Origin of the sequence: Ensifer sp. ENS03 (assembly GCF_014852035.1) — a bacterium.
Lineage (GTDB): Bacteria > Pseudomonadota > Alphaproteobacteria > Rhizobiales > Rhizobiaceae > Ensifer > Ensifer adhaerens.
The window spans coordinates 1,086,457-1,104,063 of the sequence record NZ_JACVAV010000001.1 but is presented as its reverse complement, the minus strand read 5'-3'; the positions used below and the strand labels follow the sequence as shown (position 1 = coordinate 1,104,063).

At 62.4% G+C, this 17,607-nt stretch carries 18 protein-coding genes; 11 read left to right on the top strand and 7 right to left on the bottom strand.

Annotated elements, in window-relative coordinates:
- The first annotated feature begins 54 nt into the window (after nucleotides 1-54).
- The 3 genes from IB263_RS05415 (at nucleotide 55) to IB263_RS05405 (ending at nucleotide 2,283) form a co-directional block, all read left to right on the top strand.
- Complete coding sequence (locus IB263_RS05415) at nucleotides 55-231, top strand: hypothetical protein (protein ID WP_162251053.1); 177 nt, start codon at nucleotides 55-57, stop codon at nucleotides 229-231.
- A gap of 145 nt (nucleotides 232-376) precedes the next feature.
- Nucleotides 377-697 (top strand): YnfA family protein, encoded by a 321-nt coding sequence (locus IB263_RS05410; RefSeq protein ID WP_112771218.1) that lies wholly within the window; start codon nucleotides 377-379, stop codon nucleotides 695-697.
- Nucleotides 698-780: 83 nt separating this feature from the next.
- A complete protein-coding gene (locus IB263_RS05405) occupies nucleotides 781-2,283 on the top strand; it encodes an AMP nucleosidase (protein WP_112985627.1) in 1,503 nt (500 codons plus the stop codon).
- Nucleotides 2,284-2,325: 42 nt separating this feature from the next.
- Here the strand turns inward: IB263_RS05405 and IB263_RS05400 are convergent, their stop codons facing one another.
- Nucleotides 2,326-3,279: a lysylphosphatidylglycerol synthase domain-containing protein gene (locus IB263_RS05400; RefSeq protein WP_192437853.1), complete on the bottom strand. Its 954-nt coding sequence runs from the start codon at nucleotides 3,277-3,279 to the stop codon at nucleotides 2,326-2,328.
- 130 nt (nucleotides 3,280-3,409) lie between these two features.
- Here IB263_RS05400 and IB263_RS05395 point away from each other — a divergent pair, with 130 nt between their 5' ends.
- Together IB263_RS05395 and IB263_RS05390 are read left to right on the top strand one after the other, a co-directional pair.
- Nucleotides 3,410-4,387: a glycosyltransferase family 2 protein gene (locus IB263_RS05395; RefSeq protein WP_034804195.1), complete on the top strand. Its 978-nt coding sequence runs from the start codon at nucleotides 3,410-3,412 to the stop codon at nucleotides 4,385-4,387.
- Nucleotides 4,380-5,909 carry a glycosyltransferase family 39 protein gene (locus tag IB263_RS05390; RefSeq protein ID WP_060522091.1) on the top strand — a complete coding sequence of 510 codons (1,530 nt, stop codon included), beginning with the start codon at nucleotides 4,380-4,382 and terminating at the stop codon, nucleotides 5,907-5,909. The genes IB263_RS05395 and IB263_RS05390 overlap by 8 nt, the downstream gene beginning before the upstream one ends.
- Here IB263_RS05390 and IB263_RS05385 read toward each other — a convergent pair.
- Together IB263_RS05385 and IB263_RS05380 are read right to left on the bottom strand one after the other, a co-directional pair.
- Nucleotides 5,846-6,769 (bottom strand): diacylglycerol kinase family protein, encoded by a 924-nt coding sequence (locus IB263_RS05385; RefSeq protein ID WP_060522090.1) that lies wholly within the window; start codon nucleotides 6,767-6,769, stop codon nucleotides 5,846-5,848. The two genes, IB263_RS05390 and IB263_RS05385, sit on opposite strands and share 64 nt — an antisense overlap.
- 167 nt (nucleotides 6,770-6,936) lie before the next feature.
- Nucleotides 6,937-7,410, bottom strand: coding sequence for an Lrp/AsnC family transcriptional regulator (locus IB263_RS05380; protein WP_060522089.1), 474 nt, complete (start codon nucleotides 7,408-7,410; stop codon nucleotides 6,937-6,939).
- A gap of 152 nt (nucleotides 7,411-7,562) precedes the next feature.
- Here IB263_RS05380 and IB263_RS05375 point away from each other — a divergent pair, with 152 nt between their 5' ends.
- A complete protein-coding gene (locus IB263_RS05375) occupies nucleotides 7,563-8,471 on the top strand; it encodes a DMT family transporter (RefSeq protein WP_192437851.1) in 909 nt (302 codons plus the stop codon).
- A gap of 73 nt (nucleotides 8,472-8,544) precedes the next feature.
- On the opposite strand, the gene IB263_RS05370 is transcribed toward IB263_RS05375, so the two are convergent.
- From IB263_RS05370 to IB263_RS05360, 3 genes are all read right to left on the bottom strand, one after another.
- The gene (locus tag IB263_RS05370) at nucleotides 8,545-9,432 is read right to left on the bottom strand and encodes a proline/glycine betaine ABC transporter permease (RefSeq protein ID WP_060522087.1); all 888 of its coding nucleotides are present in this window, start codon (nucleotides 9,430-9,432) and stop codon (nucleotides 8,545-8,547) included.
- A gap of 112 nt (nucleotides 9,433-9,544) precedes the next feature.
- On the bottom strand, nucleotides 9,545-10,543 hold the full coding sequence (locus IB263_RS05365) for an ABC transporter substrate-binding protein (RefSeq protein ID WP_034804335.1): 999 nt from the start codon (nucleotides 10,541-10,543) through the stop codon (nucleotides 9,545-9,547).
- A gap of 231 nt (nucleotides 10,544-10,774) precedes the next feature.
- The gene (locus IB263_RS05360; RefSeq protein ID WP_060604122.1) at nucleotides 10,775-11,347 is read right to left on the bottom strand and encodes an ABATE domain-containing protein; all 573 of its coding nucleotides are present in this window, start codon (nucleotides 11,345-11,347) and stop codon (nucleotides 10,775-10,777) included.
- 91 nt (nucleotides 11,348-11,438) lie between these two features.
- On the opposite strand from IB263_RS05360, the gene IB263_RS05355 reads away from it, so the two are divergent.
- Nucleotides 11,439-12,344: an alpha/beta fold hydrolase gene (locus tag IB263_RS05355; protein WP_060604120.1), complete on the top strand. Its 906-nt coding sequence runs from the start codon at nucleotides 11,439-11,441 to the stop codon at nucleotides 12,342-12,344.
- A gap of 83 nt (nucleotides 12,345-12,427) precedes the next feature.
- On the opposite strand, the gene IB263_RS05350 is transcribed toward IB263_RS05355, so the two are convergent.
- On the bottom strand, nucleotides 12,428-14,089 hold the full coding sequence (locus tag IB263_RS05350) for an electron transfer flavoprotein-ubiquinone oxidoreductase (RefSeq protein ID WP_192437849.1): 1,662 nt from the start codon (nucleotides 14,087-14,089) through the stop codon (nucleotides 12,428-12,430).
- A 455-nt stretch (nucleotides 14,090-14,544) separates the two neighbouring features.
- Here IB263_RS05350 and IB263_RS05345 point away from each other — a divergent pair, with 455 nt between their 5' ends.
- The 4 genes from IB263_RS05345 to IB263_RS05330 all read left to right on the top strand — a co-directional run bounded on the left by IB263_RS05345 (nucleotide 14,545) and on the right by IB263_RS05330 (nucleotide 17,410).
- Nucleotides 14,545-15,843: an Hsp70 family protein gene (locus IB263_RS05345; RefSeq protein WP_034789413.1), complete on the top strand. Its 1,299-nt coding sequence runs from the start codon at nucleotides 14,545-14,547 to the stop codon at nucleotides 15,841-15,843.
- A gap of 97 nt (nucleotides 15,844-15,940) precedes the next feature.
- Nucleotides 15,941-16,825, top strand: coding sequence for a uracil-DNA glycosylase family protein (locus tag IB263_RS05340; protein ID WP_192437847.1), 885 nt, complete (start codon nucleotides 15,941-15,943; stop codon nucleotides 16,823-16,825).
- 178 nt (nucleotides 16,826-17,003) lie between these two features.
- A complete protein-coding gene (locus tag IB263_RS05335) occupies nucleotides 17,004-17,180 on the top strand; it encodes a hypothetical protein (RefSeq protein ID WP_089043882.1) in 177 nt (58 codons plus the stop codon).
- Between the two features lie 74 nt (nucleotides 17,181-17,254).
- Entirely contained in the window at nucleotides 17,255-17,410 is a 156-nt protein-coding gene (locus tag IB263_RS05330) for a hypothetical protein (protein ID WP_089043881.1), read from the top strand.
- Nucleotides 17,411-17,607: the final 197 nt, after the last annotated feature.

The window sequence follows — 17,607 nt, the reverse complement described above, 5'->3', positions numbered from 1 at the left end:
GTTCCAGAGCCTCAACTGAAGCCGATCACTTCGTGGTCTGATGGAGAGACGAACATGCTGGCAGCACTTTCGACTTCGGCCTTTCTGTCGCTGCGCGTCCTGGCGCTCGCCAGCCTGCTGATGGCGCCGGTCGGGGCGCTCGCCTACTCCAAGGCCAGCGGCACGGGCATCGGCAAGCAGGGCGCGGGCCTTGTCCTCTTCGTCACCCTGCAGCGCCAGGCCATGACCTGACGGATCGTTGCGGATCGGAACTACGAGCTGAAAGGGGCGCACATTGCGCCCTTTTGTTTTAACCGGCTTGCGCATCGGCGAGCCGCTTTCCTATCCTTGGTTTTCCAGAGGATTCGTCTCAGCCAAGGCCACCAGACCCGAACCGATGCCCGCCTATCTCATCTATGCCCTCGCCGCCCTTGCAGAAATTGCCGGCTGCTTTGCCTTCTGGGCCTGGCTGAAGCTCGACAAGTCTGCGCTCTGGCTTGTTCCCGGAATCCTCTCGCTGGCGCTCTTTGCCTGGCTGCTGACCTTGATCGACAGCCCCGCGGCCGGCCGCGCCTATGCGGCCTATGGCGGCGTCTATATCGCCGCATCGCTCATCTGGCTCTGGCTGGCGGAAGGCGTCAGACCGGACCGCTGGGATCTTGCCGGCATGACGGTTGCGCTGATCGGCAGTGCGATCATCCTCGCCGGCCCGCGTTGAGCAACGGGCCTCAAATCGCCCCGCGGTTGTGCGTGCCGCCATCTTGTCGTTTGCTTGTCAGAAGCCGCAGCCTATAATGCGACATGAACAAGCGAATCTCTTCACACTCCGTCCTTTCCACAGCAACGCCCGAGCCTTTCGAGCCGCAGTATTTCGATGATCCTGCGGCCGCAGTCGATTGCCTCGAGGCGCTTTACGAGCGCAATACCCGGTTCCTCTGCGACGCGTTCGAGGGGCTGGGCAAGGGCGGCAAGCCGTTGACCCGTTATCGCGCCTGCTACCCGCAGGTCAGCATCGAGACGAGCAGCTTCGGCCATGTCGATTCCCGTCTTTCCTATGGTTATGTCAGCGCGCCCGGCGTCTATACGACGACGATCACGCGGCCAAAACTCTTCCGGCATTATCTGAAGGAACAGCTCGGGTTGTTGACGCGCAACCACGGTCTCGGCATCACGGTCTCGGAATCGGCCACCCCAATCCCGTTGCATTTCGCCTTCGGCGAAAGCGCCTATGTCGAGGCATCGGCCGCCAATGCCATCGACATCCCCTTGCGCGACCTGTTCGACGCGCCTGATCTGACGACCACGGACGATGAGATCGCCAACGGTTCCTACGAACCAGGTCCGGGCGAACCGTCGCCGCTTGCCCCGTTCACGGCGCAGCGCATCGACTATTCGCTGGCGCGCCTCAGCCACTACACGGCGACGAGCGCCAATCATTTCCAGAACTTCGTGCTCTTCACCAACTACCAGTTCTATATAGACGAATTCTGCGCTTGGGCCCGCCAGCAGATGGCGGAAGGCGGCAACGGCTACACGGCCTTCGTCGAGCCCGGAAACATCATTACGCCCGCCGGGGCCGACAAGCCGGAGACGGACTTTACCCTTCCGCGGTTGCCGCAGATGCCGGCCTATCACCTGAAGAAGAAGGGCCACGGCGGCATCACCATGGTCAACATCGGTGTCGGCCCGTCCAACGCCAAGACGATCACCGACCATATCGCCGTGTTGCGCCCGCACGTCTGGCTGATGCTCGGCCACTGCGCCGGCTTGCGCAACAGCCAGCGGCTCGGCGACTACGTGCTTGCCCATGCCTATATGCGCGAGGATCACGTGCTCGACGACGACCTGCCGGTCTGGATCCCGCTGCCGGCGCTCGCCGAAGTGCAGGTGGCGCTGCAGGATGCCGTGGCCGAAGTGACCGGTTATCGGGACTACGATCTCAAGCAGATCATGCGCACCGGGACCGTCGCCACCATCGACAACCGCAACTGGGAGCTTCGCGACCAGCGCGGCCCGGTCAAGCGCCTGTCGCAGGCGCGCGCCATCGCGCTCGACATGGAATCGGCAACGATCGCCGCCAACGGCTTCCGTTTCCGCGTGCCCTATGGAACGCTGTTGTGCGTCTCCGACAAGCCGCTGCATGGCGAACTGAAGCTGCCGGGCATGGCAACGGCCTTCTACAAGACGCAGGTCAGCCAGCATCTGAAGATCGGCATCCTGGCGCTGCAGAAGCTCGCGGCGATGCCGCCGGAAAAGCTGCATTCGCGCAAGCTCAGAAGCTTCTACGAGACCTCGTTCCAGTAGAGGTCAAAACGTCGCTAGGACATTGCCCCACGGCACGGCGCTCTAGCGACGTTTCCCCAAAACCATCGACAACAGCGTGCCCGCGACTGCGGACACGATGATCAGGAGATGCGCGTTGACGCCGGCGGTCGCCAGCAGTTCGAGGCCCGCCCGGCCGGCGGGGGCGCCGAAGGAAACGGCACCGGCCGCAATCGCTGCCGGATAGGTCCCGACGCCAGCCGGCGCATGCATCGGCAGCACCGAAGAAAGCTCGCCTCCGAGCGCGCCGCCAAAACAGGCCGCAAGCGGCGCAACTCCCATGAACGCCAGCACCCAGGCGAGCACGATTACCTTGACGGCCCAGTTGAGGATGGTCATGCCCCAGGCGCGCAGGAACGCAGCCACGGTGCCCGGCAGGCCCGCCTCCAATTCCTCGACGACCGGCTCGAACTTTGCCGGCAGGAGCCTGCGCGCCAGCGCGATTGCGTGGTCCTTCAAGAGAAAGAAGAGAAGCGGTGAGGCAAGCGCCGCAAACCAGACGAGCCAGAGCCCGATCGACCCTCTGCCGAAGACCAATCCGACGACGGCCACGACGAGGAGCGCATGCAGGTCGAGCAGGCGCATGACCAGAAGAGCGGCCGCCCCCCTGGCGAGCGGGACAGAAAACTCCGAACGCATCAGGAGAGGAAAGCTGGTCTCGCCGGCCCGAAACGGCAGCATGATGTTCAGGAGATTGTGGACCTGGGTGACCCGAAAGAGTGGCAGGAAACGCCCCGACGTTTCGCTCGGGAAGTAATCGTAGATGCGATAGCAGCGAATGAAGTAGGTCGCGATGAGCAGCAAGAGGGCCACAGATGCGGCACCAACGCCGATTTCGGACCACTGGCGCAAGAGCGCCGACCAGCCCCAGAACCACTCAACGAAGGCCGCGTAGGCCGCAATGGCGCCCGCTGACAGCAATGTCATCCGGTTGCGGACGAGCCAGGATCGCCGGTCAGGCTCGCAATCCGATGTCATCAGGCCTCGATTTCCCGTGTTGAAGGGCAAGATTGAACGTTGGTTATCACCGATAACTGTGCAAGAAAACGATTATGTAAGCAGTCCAATTCTTGCGGCAGCGTGAGCGCCGTATGTATGAGCGGTTCCCATGCATCCCATAGAGCTATCCGTCGTCATTCCCGTGTTCAACGAAGAAGACAGCATTCAGCCGCTGATTACGCGGGTCCGCGATGCGCTGGCGAATTTTCCGTCCCCTTGGGAACTGATCCTCGTCGACGACGGCAGCACCGATCGAACGCTTGTGAATGCAAGAAAGGCCCTTTCCGATCCCGGCATCGACCTCAAGATCGTTGAACTGCAAAAGAACTTCGGACAGACGGCCGCGATGCAGGCGGGCATCGATGCCGCCACCGGCCGCCTGATCGCCACGCTCGACGGCGACCTGCAGAACGACCCGGCCGATATTCCCGAGATGGTCACGGCGATCGAGGAGCGTCAGCTCGACCTGCTCGTCGGCTGGCGAAAGAACCGGCAGGATGGCCTGCTCCTTCGGAAAATCCCGTCCTGGTGCGCCAATCGCCTGATCGGCAAGATCACCGGCGTCCGGCTTCACGACTATGGCTGCAGCCTGAAGGTCTATCGCGCGTCCGTCATCAAGCAGGTGAAGCTGATGGGCGAAATGCATCGCTTCATCCCCGCCTGGGTCGCAGGCGTCGTGCCGAGCAGCCGCATCGGCGAAATGCCGGTCACCCACCACGCACGGCAGCATGGCCAATCCAAGTACGGGATCTCCAGAACCTTCCGGGTGATTCTCGATCTTTTGTCGGTGCTGTTCTTCATGCGTTACAAGGCGCGCCCGGGACACTTCTTCGGTTCGATCGGCCTTGCGACGGGGGCGCTCAGCGCCCTGATCCTGCTCTATCTCGGCTTCGACAAGTTCGTGCTCGGCAACGATATCGGAACCCGCCCGATGCTGATCGTCGGTGTGATGTTGTTCCTGTCGTCGGTTCAGCTCATCACCACGGGCATTCTCGCGGAAATGATGGCGCGCACCTATTTCAGCGACGACGGCACGACGAACTATATCGTCCGGCAGGTCTTCGTGCGGGACCAGACAGATGCTTGAGGCCGTCAACCGCCGGCCAAACCTGATCCTTGCGCTGATTGCGGGCTACTTCCTGCTTTGCATCGCACTGAGGCTTTCCGCTTCGACTTCGCTCGAGATCGACGAATCCGAGCAGGCCTATGTCTCGCAGTTCCTGATGCTCGGCTACGGCTCGCAACCGCCTTTCTACAATTGGCTGCAATACGGGCTGACCTCGCTGTTCGGCCCGTCAGTGGCGACGATGACCGTACTCAAGAACGGCCTATTGTTCCTCTGTTGTCTCTTCTTCGGCCTTGCATCCCGCGAGGTTCTCGGCGACCGGCGCCTTGCAGCCATCACGACAATGGGCGTCCTCGCTCTGCCGCCGATCTTCCTGCTTGCCCAGCGCGACCTCTCGCACACGGTCGCCGCGCTATTTGCCGTTTCGCTCTTCTTGTACGCATTCCTGCGGACGATGAGCCGACCGACCTTCTTTGCCTACGCTCTTACAGGCGTCGCCGTCGGGATCGGCGTCATCTCAAAGTACAACTTCGTGATCGTTCCGGTCGCGGCGATCGTCGCGATCCTGCCCGAACCGAAACTTCGCGCCCGGCTCTTCGACTGGCGCATCCTTGTCGCAATCGCAGTCTGCGCGCTGATTGCCCTGCCGCACGGCACCTGGGTCCTGCAAAATATCGGCGCCGCGTCGAGCAATACCTTCAAGGAAATGGGAACGGGGCAGGAAGCCGGTTTCGTGTCGAAGGCGTTGAAGGCGATCGTCGCGCTCTTTGCCTCGACGCTTCGCGGCTCAGCGATCATCCTCGTCGTCTTCGCCCTCGTGTTTCGCAAGGACCTGCCGGCGATCTGGCGCGCCGACAGCCTCTGGGCTCGGGTCGTCGGGCGCATGCTGGTCCTCTGTCTCGGCGCCGTTCTCGTCATCATGCTGGTCACCGGCGCCACCCATATGCGGGAAAAGTGGCTGGTTCTCTTCCTCGTCCTGCTGCCGCTCTATCTGGCCCTCAAGGTCGAGGCGTCCGGCGTTGACACCACACGTAGCGTCCGGCCCGTCGCCCTCTTTATCGGCTTCGTCATCGTGACCACGCTGGTGGTGGTGTCTACCCGCGCAGTCGTGCGGCCTTGGTTCGGCAAGGTTTCGAGACTGAGCATCCCCTACAGCAGCCTCGTCGACACCATCGTAGAGCAGCAGGGACGCGAACCGGCGATGGTTCTGGCCACCAACAAGCAGGTGGCCGGCAATCTGCGAACGCGCCTGCACGGCGCCAAGGTCTACGTGCCCGCCAACAACAGCAGCCCGGCGATCGGTCAGCTGGCCGGGCCGCTTCTCGTTGTCTGGACCAACGACGGCAAGGCTGGTGCAGCGCCACCGGCGCCACTCGTCGATGTCCTCAAATCCTTTGGCGTGCCGGAAACGCGCTTGCAGCCGCAGCAACTCGCCCTGCCCTATCTCCACGGCACGCTCGAGGATCGCTACAGTTTCGGCTACTTCTGGATCGACGATCCGTCGCGATCCGCGCCGACGAGCAGCTTGAGCTCGCCAGGGTGAATGCGCAGCGCGACGTCGCGGCCCATGGGCAGAAGTTCGCCGTCGATGACGCAGTTGATCTTTCGTTCGACCTTCGGAAAATGCAGATCGAGGGCATGACCGCTCATGGCGGTAATCAGCGGACTGTCGCGAAACTTGCCGCGCATTACATCGAGCGCGAGCTTGGCGACACCTGGCGGGCTCAGCGGCGGCGCCGTGTAAAAGCCGAGATGGCCGGCGGTCACGTCGTCCGCATACATCAGCGTGTCGCGGCCGAACGGATTGTTGGAAACCGAGACCGCCGAGACATGACGGCTCTCCTTGTGGCCATCGACATCGAACTCAATCTCGAAATCCGGAGGATTGAGAATCACTCCGACTGCGGCGCGGGTGCTGGCGGCGATCTTTCCCGCTCTTGAGCGAAAGCTGTAGGATTCGCGGTAGCGCACCATGCGCGCATGCAGCCCCATGGAGAATTGATGCACGAACGCACGGCCATCGGCGCTGCCGATGTCACCGTCGATGATCACGCCATTCGCCAGCACTTCCGGCACTTTCCAGATGTCGAGCGGCAGCTTCAGCGTGCGGGCAAAAAGATTCATCGTTCCGGCGGGAACGACGCCGAGCGGCATGCGGTTCTTCCAGGCGACGCCGGCGGCGGCCGAAATCGTGCCGTCACCTCCGCCGGCAAGAATGGCGTCAAGGTCGTCGCGACGGCAGGTCCGCTCCAACGCCTCTTGCATCTCGTTTCCGGAAACCGCTGCAATCTCGATCTGGTGGCCTGCGGCCTGGAAGACGTCTTCGACCTTCTGGCCATAGGCGGCCATGTCTGTCGTGCGGAACGTGCCGCCGTCGCGATTGAAGATTGCCTTGATTTTCATGAACGGGTCATCGGCTCCATTGCCGCGGCAATGCGGCTCACCGCGGTCAGATAAGCGCGATTGCGGCCAATTCCAGAACCTTACCGAAACTTAACGGGAGCGCCGGTCGTTCGTCCGCTCCATCACGACCAGCACAACAGAAGCCGAGTGTCACAGCAATACAGCGATCAGCGCGGTTCGGGCAACTTCAGCGGCCCGCCTGTCTTGATCGAGCGGATCGCGAAATTGGACCGGATGTCGGTGACGCCGGGCAAGGCCAACAGCGTCTCGGTCAAGAGTTTCTCATAGGCAGGCAGATCCTCGACGACGACCTCGGCGAGGAAATCGGCATTGCCGGAGATCAGGAAGCAGGAGACCACCTCGGGGATGGCGAGCAGCGCCTCCTGCTGCTGCTGTGCGTTCTCGCGGCTATGGCGCCCAACCTTGATTTCGACGAAGACCGTCAGCCCGAGACCGGCTTCCTTACGATCGATGTCGGCCCTGTAGCCGCGCAGGATGCCGGATTTTTCCAGGTTGCGGATGCGCCGCAGGCAGGGCGACGGCGAAAGATTGACCTTTTCGGCAATCTCGACGTTCGTTGCGCGCGCGTCCTCCTGAAGGATTCTAAGGATGGCGAGATCGAATTTATCGAGGCTTGGCATTTTTATGAACTTCAGCTGTTGTTATTGGCACATTGTTGCTGACGATAGTCTATTTCGGGCACAAATCGCAAGGACATGCCCCGCTATCAGGGCGTAATCTTCCTTCCAGACCCAAAAGCCTCTCAGGTATCCAATTCGGGAAGGAAATTCAAATGGTTGCGCTCGCTCTCGATCGCGGCAATACGACGCCTGTCGCCGCCGGCTATGCCGGCGCATTCGTAACCGTCCTCATCTGGGCGGGCTGGATACTGGCGACCCGCCACTCGGCCGGCACCGCGCTTGGCACGATCGACCTCGGGCTGATCCGCTACGGCGTGCCGGCGGTCCTTCTTGCCCCGGTCTGGCTGAAGACCGGGCTTCTGCCGCGCAAGCTGCCGCTGCTGTTGCTCGTCCTGATGGTCGCCGGTTCGGGCGCCCTGTTCTTCCAGGTCTCCGCCTTTGCGATCCACTCCGTTCCAGCTTCCTCGGTCGGCGTTCTCCTCGGTGGCTCGATGCCGCTTGCCACCGCGCTCATCGGCATCACGGTCTTCGGCGAGCGGCCGGACCGGATGCGCGTGCTCGGCTTTGCCGCAATCCTTGCCGGCGTCGCCATCCTCCTGGCGCGCAGCCTCGGAAGTGCGGCCTCGACCGGCTGGAGCGGCTATGCGCTGCTGCCGACTGCGGCGACCCTCTGGGCGATCTATACCCATGCCTTCCGCCGCTCCGGCCTCAGCCCGCTGCAGGGAAGCGCCCTGATCGCCATCTGGTCGTTCCTGATCCATCTCGGACTTGCCACCTGCTTTGGAACCACCCTTGGCAGCGTTCCGGCCCAGGAGATCGCCTTGCAGGTCACCAGCCAGGGCCTCCTGTCCGGCCTTGTCGCCATGGTAGCCTACGGCTTTGCCGTGAAGAGCCTTGGCGGTACCCAGGCGGCCGCCTTCACGGCGCTGACACCGGTTCTCGCGATGATCGGCGGCGCCGTCCTGCTCGGCGAGCAGATCGGCCCCTTCGAGATCCTCGCCGCGGTCGTCACCGCTACCGGCGTCGCGCTTTCGACCGGCATTCTTTCGTCCAGGCCCTGAACGCAAAGCTCGTTAAAATGCGAAGGCCCCGGAGGTGTTCGCTCCGGGGCCTTTTTCTGTCTCGACGACAAGCTCAGCCGTGAATGATTTCACGGTGTTTCTGCAGCCGGTGACCGTAGGCCTGGCTGACGCGATCGAAGATGATGGCAATGCCGACGATCGCAAGGCCGTTGAAGATGCCGAGCGTGAAGTACTGGTTGGCAATCGCCTTCAGCACCGGCTGGCCGAGCCCCTGAACACCGATCATCGAGGCGATGACCACCATGGCGAGCGCCATCATGATCGTCTGGTTGATGCCGGCCATGATCGTCGGCAAGGCGAGCGGCATCTGGACGTTCTTGAGCTTCTGCCACGCCGACGAACCGAAGGCATCGGCCGCCTCCAGCACGTCCTTGTCGACGAGGCGAATGCCAAGGTTCGTCAGGCGAATCATCGGCGGGATCGCGTAGATGACAACGGCGATCAGCCCCGGCACTTTGCCGATGCCAAGCAGCATGACGACCGGGATCAGATAGACGAAGCTCGGCATGGTCTGCATCACGTCGAGAATCGGATTGACGATGTTCTGAAACCGGTCCGAACGGGACATGACGATGCCGATCGGAATGCCGATGGCGATCGACAGCACGGTACAGACGAAGATCATCGAGACCGTCTTCATCGTGTCGTCCCACATGTCGAAGTAGCCGATCAGCAGCAGCGTGCCGATGCAGCCGGCGACGATCTTCCAGTTGCGGCTTGCCACCCAGGCGATGAAAGCGATCAAGATCAGGATGATTGGCCAGGGCGTCTTCGTCATGAAGCGCTCCGACTGGATGAGAAAGAATTGCAAGGGCTCGAAGAAGCCTTCGATCGCGTCGCCATAGGCGCGCGTGAAGCCGCGAAATCCCTCGTCGATCGCCTTTTTCAAGGCTCTCAGGCTCTCGTCATCCATGTGTGGAAACTGGGTCAACCAGTCCATTCCATTTCCCCTTCAGATTTCGCCGGCCGCGATTGTTGTTTTGCCTTTGCCGGACCTCGAACGAAGAGGCGGCGCACATGACTGCGCCGCCCGCTGGTTATGACCATCGCGATCAGAGCGCAGCCTTGACCTTTTCGGCGACCTCGGGCGAAACCCACGGGGTCCAGATATCGGGGTTTTCCTGCAGGAAGTGCTTCGCGCCCTCCTCCCCGCTGGCCTGGTTGTCGGTCATCCAGGCCATCAGCTTGTTGACCGTGTCGTTGGTCCAGGCGCGCTTGTTGAGATAGTCCATGGCCGGGCCGGCGCGATCGGCGAAGGCCTTGGTCACCAGCGTCTGGACCTTGTCCTTCGGCCAGTCGTTCTTCTTGGGATCCGGGCAATCGGCAACCGTGTTGCAGCGCTTCCATTCGGCCGGATCGGCGGCCACACCATGCTCGAGCTTCACCATCTCGTACTTGCCGAGAAGGGCCGTCGGCGCCCAGTAGTAGCCGACCCAGCCCTGCTTGCGCTCATATGCCTTGGCGATCGAGCCATCGAGGCCGGCGGCCGAACCGGTATCGACCAGCGTGAAGCCAGCCGTTTCGCCGCCATAGGCTTTATAGAGCTGCGTCGTCACGACCGTGCCGCCCCAACCCTGCGGGCCGTTGAAGACGGCGCCCTTGCTTGCGTCTTCCGGATCCGGGAACAGTTCCTTGTGCTTCAAGGCGTCATCGATCGTCTTGATGTCGGGATTGGCATCGACGATGTATTTCGGCACCCACCAGCCCTGGACGGCGCCATCGGAGAGCGCCACGGCGGCGCCGACGAGCTTGCCCTCCTCGAGGCCGCGATTGACGACATCCGGAAGCAGGTCGACCCAGCCTTCGGGTGCGACATCCGGCTGGCCCTTTTCGATCATCGAGGTGATCGTCGGCACGGTGTCTCCGACCACCAATTCGGCATTGCAGCCGTAGCCTTCCGTCAGGATGATCTTGTCGACACTCGCCAGCACCTCGGCGCTCTGCCAGTTCATGTTGGCGATCGTCACGTCGCCGCATTCGGCGGCCGAAGCTGCGCCGGCGAGGCCAAAGAGGCCCGCGGCCAGGCAAGTCGTTGCAAGAAGCTTCTTCATTTCCGTTCCCTTGTTTTGGCGGTGCATCCCGTCGCACTGCCGATCTCACCGCGGGGATCGACAGCGTCACAGGGCTCGGTCCAACTCAAGACAACAGGGACCGAACGGCCTGCAGATCCGTCGGCTTCAAGCCGATGACATCATGAAAGCTAACGGGCTTTTCCGGCAAGGACTTTCCCATTTGCGTCAACGGGTGCCTTTCCTAATATTTGCGCATCGTTGAAGTGGTCGTCAGGACGTTTTGCTGCGCTGGTAATAGCGCGACACGCGCACCCGGTTTCCGCAGCGCGCCGCCGAGCACCAACGCCGCCGGGCATTGCTGCCGACGAAGAGCATGACACAATCCTCCGCCTCGCATTTGCGGATCAGCCTGGCGTCGCCGCCGGCAAGCAACGCCGCAGCGTCCTCGGCGAGGAAACCGGCTAGCTGGACCATGGGCTCCGCCGTTCTTTCGCTGACGAGCCGCGGCGGATCGGTCCAATCGAGACGGCGGACGACCGGTGCTGCCTCCATTGCCGCGTTAAGGCCCTCGATATCCGCGGCCGGAACAGGTTGCCTGTCCATCACATGTGCGATGGCCGACGCCACATGCGAGCGGACGGCAAGGACTGGCGCGAGATCGTCGGCGTCGGCCGCACCGATGCTGGCAAACGCGACATCCGACATGCGAGGCCCCTCCAATGCCAGCCAATGCGCGAGCCCGCCATCGGCCGCGAAGAGATCAACACGGCCGCTCGCGGTCAAAGGGCGAGTGTTGACGAGATCAAGAGCAAGGGACTCTCCGACGAAAGGAACCAGATCCATACAGGCCTCACATAATGCATAATTTCGATATTGACGCATTAGTTTTTCCGGCGCAATTCTAATGCATAAATATTGCCAATAGGAGTGTTAAATGAGCAGGCATAGCATTCCATCGATCCGGCACCGGTTCATCGAGGCCGGAGGCGTCCGGGTCTTCTACCGCGAGAGCGTGCCGACCGGAGCGCCGGCCGATTTCCCGACAGTCCTGCTTCTGCACGGCTTCCCCTCGTCTTCCCACCAGTACCGGCGGCTAATGGACGCGCTTGGCAGCGACTACCGTCTGATCGCGCCTGACTATCCGGGCTTCGGGCATAGCGACGCGCCGACCTCGACGAACGAAGGCGGCAGTTTCGTCTACAGTTTCGACAAGCTGGCGGATGTCATGGAAGCTTTCGTGGATGCGCTCGCGCTGAAACGCTTCGTCCTCTACGCCTTCGATTTCGGCGCGCCCGTCGGGTTTCGTCTTGCAAGCAGAAAGCCCGAGCGCATTGCCGGGCTGATCGTCCAGAACGGCAATGCCTATCTGGAGGGGCTTTCCGACATTGCCCGCGACTTCATTGCGCTCAAATCCGAGGACGAAGGCGCTGAAGAGCAGGTGCGGCAGCTACTGACCTTGGAGATGACCCGTGCGCAATATGTCGGCGGGACGAAGGATCCGGACCTAGTCGCACCTGACGGCTGGACCATGGATCAGCACTTCCTCGATCGCCAGGACCGCCGCCAGCCGCAGATCGATCTTGCCTTCGACTACAAGAGCAACCTTGCCCGCTATGGCGAATGGCAAGAGTGGCTGCGCCGCGAACGGCCGCCGACCCTGATCACCTGGGGCCGTAACGATCCCTTCTTCACAGAGAAGGGCGCCCGCGCCTTCCTCACCGACCTTCCTGAGGCCGAGTTCCACCTGTTCGATACCGGCCACTTCGCGCTGGAAGAAAACCTGCCGGAGATCGCACCGCTGATTGCCGATTTCGTTGATCGCATCTGGGCGAAGGCATGAAACGACAAAGGCGCCGCGGCCAATGGCCGCCGGCGCCCTTGTAATCCTTTACGGGTCGAGATTCTGAGACCCGACTTCGAACATTACATATTCGGATAGACCGGGCCTTCGCCGCCTTGTGGCGGCACCCAGTTGATGTTCTGGTTCGGGTCCTTGATGTCGCAGGTCTTGCAGTGCACGCAGTTCTGCGCGTTGATTACGAAGACGTCCTTGCCGTCCTTCTCCACCCATTCGTAGACCCCGGCCGGACAGTAGCGCGTCGACGGACCGGCATAGACGTCGTGCTCGGAGCGCTTCTGCAGATCCATGTCCTTCACCTGGAGATGGACCGGCTGATCTTCCTCATGGTTGGTGTTCGACAGGAACACCGAGGACAGCCGGTCGAAGGTCAGAACCCCATCCGGCTTTGGATAGTCGATCTTCTTGTGCTGCGCTGCGGGTTCGAGCGACTGCGCGTCGGTCTTTCCGTGCTTCAGCGTGCCGAAGAAGGAGAAGCCGAACAGCTGGTTGGTCCACATGTCGAGACCTCCGAGCCCGACGCCGATCGCGGTGCCGAACTTCGACCACAGCGGCTTGACGTTTCTCACCCGCTTCAGGTCCTGGCCGATGGCGCTGTCGCGCCAGCCGCGTTCGATCTCGATCGGCTCGTCATTGGCGCGGCCGGAGGCAATCGCCGCTGCCAGCTTCTCGGCTGCGAGAATGCCTGAAAGCACCGCATTGTGGCTGCCCTTGATGCGCGGCACGTTGACGAGACCGGCCGAACAGCCGATCAGCGCGCCACCGGGGAAGGACAGTTTCGGTACCGACTGGTAGCCGCCCTCGGTGATGGCGCGCGCGCCATAGGAAAGCCGCTTGCCGCCCTCGAAGGTGCCGCGGATCGCCGGATGCGTCTTGAAGCGCTGGAACTCCTCGAACGGGAAGAGATAGGGGTTCTTGTAATTGAGGTGCACGACGAAGCCGACGGCGACCATGTTGTCTTCGAGATGATAGAGGAAGGAGCCGCCACCAGTCTTCATGCCGAGCGGCCAGCCGAAGGAGTGCTGCACCAGGCCCGGACGATGGTTCTCGGGCTTGACCTGCCAGAGCTCTTTCAGGCCGATGCCGAACTTCTGGACGTCGCTGTCCCTGGAGAGATCGAACTTGGCGATCAGCTGCTTGGCAAGCGAACCGCGCACGCCCTCGCCGATCAGGGTGTATTTGCCCAAGAGCGCCATGCCGCGGGCAAAGTTCGGGCCCGGCTCGCCGTTCCGCTCGATGCCCATGTCGCCGGTGGCAACCCCGATGACGGCACCCTCGTCGTTGTAGAGCACTTCGGTGGCGGCAAAGCCCGGATAGATCTCGACGCCGAGTTCCTCCGCCTTTGTCGCCAGCCAGCGACAGACGAGCCCAAGCGATACGATGTAGTTGCCGTGATTGTTCATCAGCGGCGGCATCAGGAAGTTCGGCAGGCGGATCGAGCCGGCGGGTCCCAACAACAGGAAGTGGTCGTCCTTCACCTCGGTCTTGAACGGATGGTCGGTCTCGTCGCGCCAGTCCGGCAGCAGCCGGTCGATGCCGATGGGATCGACGACGGCACCCGAGAGAATATGCGCACCGACTTCGGCGCCCTTTTCGAGCACGACAACCGAAAGCTCCGGATTGACCTGCTTCAACCGGATCGCCGCGGCAAGACCGGCCGGCCCCGCACCCACGATCACAACGTCGAACTCCATGCTCTCGCGTTCGGGCAGGTCTTGTTCGGTCATACCGTCTCTCCAGTCTCACCGGTCTTCTGCCGGCTCCGTTCCCAGGGCATATCATTCCGTCATGGCAAATGCAGTTTGGCTTGTCGAGCCGGGATGCGACAGACGATGCCCGCTTTTGCGCATGAGGTCATGAGTATAGGCAAATATCTATATGACGTGTACGTAAACGTAAATACATCAATTTGTCGCGCAGCGAAGCTATGACCCATGCGGCCTTGCTTTTGCCGAAGAGCCGTGCGACGAGGCCGCCGCACCCTTCCAGCGGTACGCGCTGGCACACCCCATTCGCAATCGGCACGCGGCAAGGCGCCTCTCGGCGTCCGGACGGCGTGTCTTTCGGCTTTGAAGCCGGCCGCCCATCGATCCCCGAAAGCGGCCCACGGAATTCATGTTGCGTCGCGCGCCACCGGCCCCACTCCGGGCGGCGAAGCGACGCCAGATGCAAGGAGACACTCATGGTCAAGGCACTCGGCTTTGATTTCGGCACCACCAATTCCGTTCTGGCGGTTGCCGCGGGCGAAACGACCCACTCGATGCGCTTCGACAGCCTCGCCGGCTCGACCGATGCCATGCGTACTGCCCTCTCCTTCATGAAGGATGCCAAGCTTGGCGCCCAGGCGCTGAAGGTCGAGGCGGGCCAGGCCGCAATCCGCGCCTTCATCGACAATCCCGGTGACTGTCGTTTCCTGCAGTCGATCAAGACCTTTGCCGCAAGCCCCCTCTTCCAGGGCACGCAGGTCTTTGCCAAGCGCCACAGCTTCGAAGACCTGATGCGCGTGTTCCTGACCAAGCTGCGCGACTATGCCGGTGACGGCTGGGCGGACCAGTACAGCCGCATCGTCGTCGGCCGTCCGGTGCACTTTGCCGGCTCCAGCCCCGACCCTGCGCTCGCGCTCGAGCGCTATGGCGCAGCCCTCTCCGAATTCGGCTTTCCGGAGGTGCACTACGTCTACGAACCGGTGGCAGCGGCCTTCTACTTCGCCCAGAACCTGAAGCAGGACGCAACTGTGCTCGTCGCCGACTTCGGCGGCGGCACCACCGACTATTCGCTGATCCGCTTCGAGACCAAGGCCGGGCGCCTGACGGCAACCCCGATCGGCCATTCGGGCGTGGGCATCGCCGGCGACCATTTCGACTTCCGCATCATCGACAACGTCGTCTCGCCACTGATCGGAAAGGGGAGTCTGTTCAAGAGCTTCGACAAGCTGCTTGAAGTGCCGTCGAACTACTACGCGAATTTCGGCCGCTGGAATCAGCTTTCGATCTTCAAGACACTGAAAGATTTCACCGATCTGAAGAAGCTCGTGCGCCAGAGCCTGGAGCCGGAAAAGCTCGAGGCCTTCGTTGACCTGATCGAGCATGACGAGGGCTATCCGCTCTACAACGCGATCTCGGCCACGAAGATGCAACTGTCGAAGGAGGACGAGACTGAGTTCTATTTCGCCCCGCTCGGCGAAATGTCGCGCCGCACCGTTCGCCGCAGCGATTTCGAAGGCTGGATCGCGCCGGAGCTCGCCCGCATCGAGGGCGCGCTGGATGATGTGCTGCAGTCGACGGCAACGGCACCCGAGACGATCGACAAGGTGTTCTTGACCGGCGGCACCTCCTTCGTTCCGGCCGTACGCGGCATCTTCGAGCGGCGTTTCGATGCCGACCGGATCGAGAGCGGCGGCGAACTGCTGTCGATCGCCCATGGCCTGGCGCTGATCGGCGAGCACGAGGACATCGCCCACTGGACCGCGAATGCGGCCTGAGCCGACGCGCGAACCGGATGTGCATGACCTTGGATAGGAGGGTCGAGCGCCGGAAAAGCGGTTCCGGTCCGGCCGCTTATGGGCTAGGTTGGCGGCCATGATTTCCGCCAACGACCTTTCTCCGGCGCAGCTTGCCGCCCTTCTCGCCTTCCACGGCGATGCGGGCGTCGAATGGCTGCTGGAAGAGGAACCGGTCGACCGTTTCGCCGAGTTCGAGGCGATGAAGGCAGCACGCGGCAACGCCCGCGTGGCGGCAACCAGCAACTGGGCGGAGGCACCCGCTTCGCAACCGACGGCGCGCCAGACAGCGGCGGCCGCTGCTCCCACCCCTTCCCGCGCACCTGCCCCAGTCGCGAACGCCCCTGCGGTCGCCATCCCCGATGCGCAGGCGATCGAAGAGGCGCGCTTTGCCGCCGAATCGGCCCGGTCGCTCGCCGAGCTCCGCGTTGCGATGGAAGGTTTTGCCGGCTGCAATCTCAGGAACAGCGCCCGCAATCTGGTCTTTGCCGAGGGTGATCCGGCAAGCGGCATCATGATCGTCGGCCCGATGCCCTATGCCGACGACGATCGCGACGGCCAGCCTTTTGCGGGCCGCCTCGGCGAGATGCTGACCCGGATGATGGCGGGCATCGGCCTTACGCGCGAGAGCGTGCTTTTGAGCAATGTCGTGCCCTGGCGCCCGCCGGGTAACCGCGTGCCGACGGCGCGCGAGGCCGATATCTGCCGACCCTTCATCGAACGCCAGATCGCGCTGGCAGAGCCTAAGCATCTGCTGCTGCTCGGCAATTTCACCGCCCGTTTCTTCTTCGGCGGCAACGACACGATCCACCAGCTTCGCGGCGAATGGCGCGAGCTTGCGATCGGCGGCATTAACGTGCCGACCCTTGCCACCCTGCATCCGCAGGACCTGGTGACGGCGCCGATCAACAAGCGCTTCGCCTGGCAGGACCTGCTTGCCTTCAAGGCCCGCATTCACGGCTGATCCTAAGGAAAGCGCCCTGCCCGGATCGTGGTCTCGCCCGCTTGCCCGTTTCATGAACAAAGAATGAAGAAAGCCATGCGGTTTGCGCATATCAGCGGCGCATTTTGACGCATTGCAAAACGTCATGTTGCAGCGCAATATACTGGCACGGGAGGAATGGAATTTAAGGAATTGAACCATGACTGCCCGCTTTCGTCCGATCCACAGCAGCTTTGAGACGCTCCGCCACACCGGCGCTGCTTACCGGACGCCGTTCAACCGCTTTGGCACGGCAGCCAACGAGCAGATGACCGCGATCGGCCTCGCCCGGACCACCCGTCCGGCGCAGATTTTCGCCGACTTCATCCAGCGCTGATCCCCACGCGATACGCGGCTTTTGCGTATCGCGTGACGCATCGTTTGACCCGACACGAAGAAAGGAACGAACCCATGACCAAGCCGATTGCCAGCCTCAAGGTCCTGCTCGATTCGATCTCCGACATCGGTACGGCCGTGCGCGCCTCGCGCGAATACACCGTTCTCAGCACCAAGAAGGATGCACGCCGCGCCCATCGCACGGCCGTGAGCCCGTTGCTGCCGAACTGACTGCTGCCCGCAGGTATAAGCACCGCCTTTTTGCCATCGCCTGTCGCAATCGACAGGGCGTAAAAAACTGGATAGAGCCACACTCGTCCCGACTAAGGAGTGTCAGGCTCATCCGGCCCTGCCAGACCGTTCCTCGCTCCATCTGCGTTTGCTTGTCATCGGACAAATGACGAAGCGCCACGTTTCCAGGAGCGCCG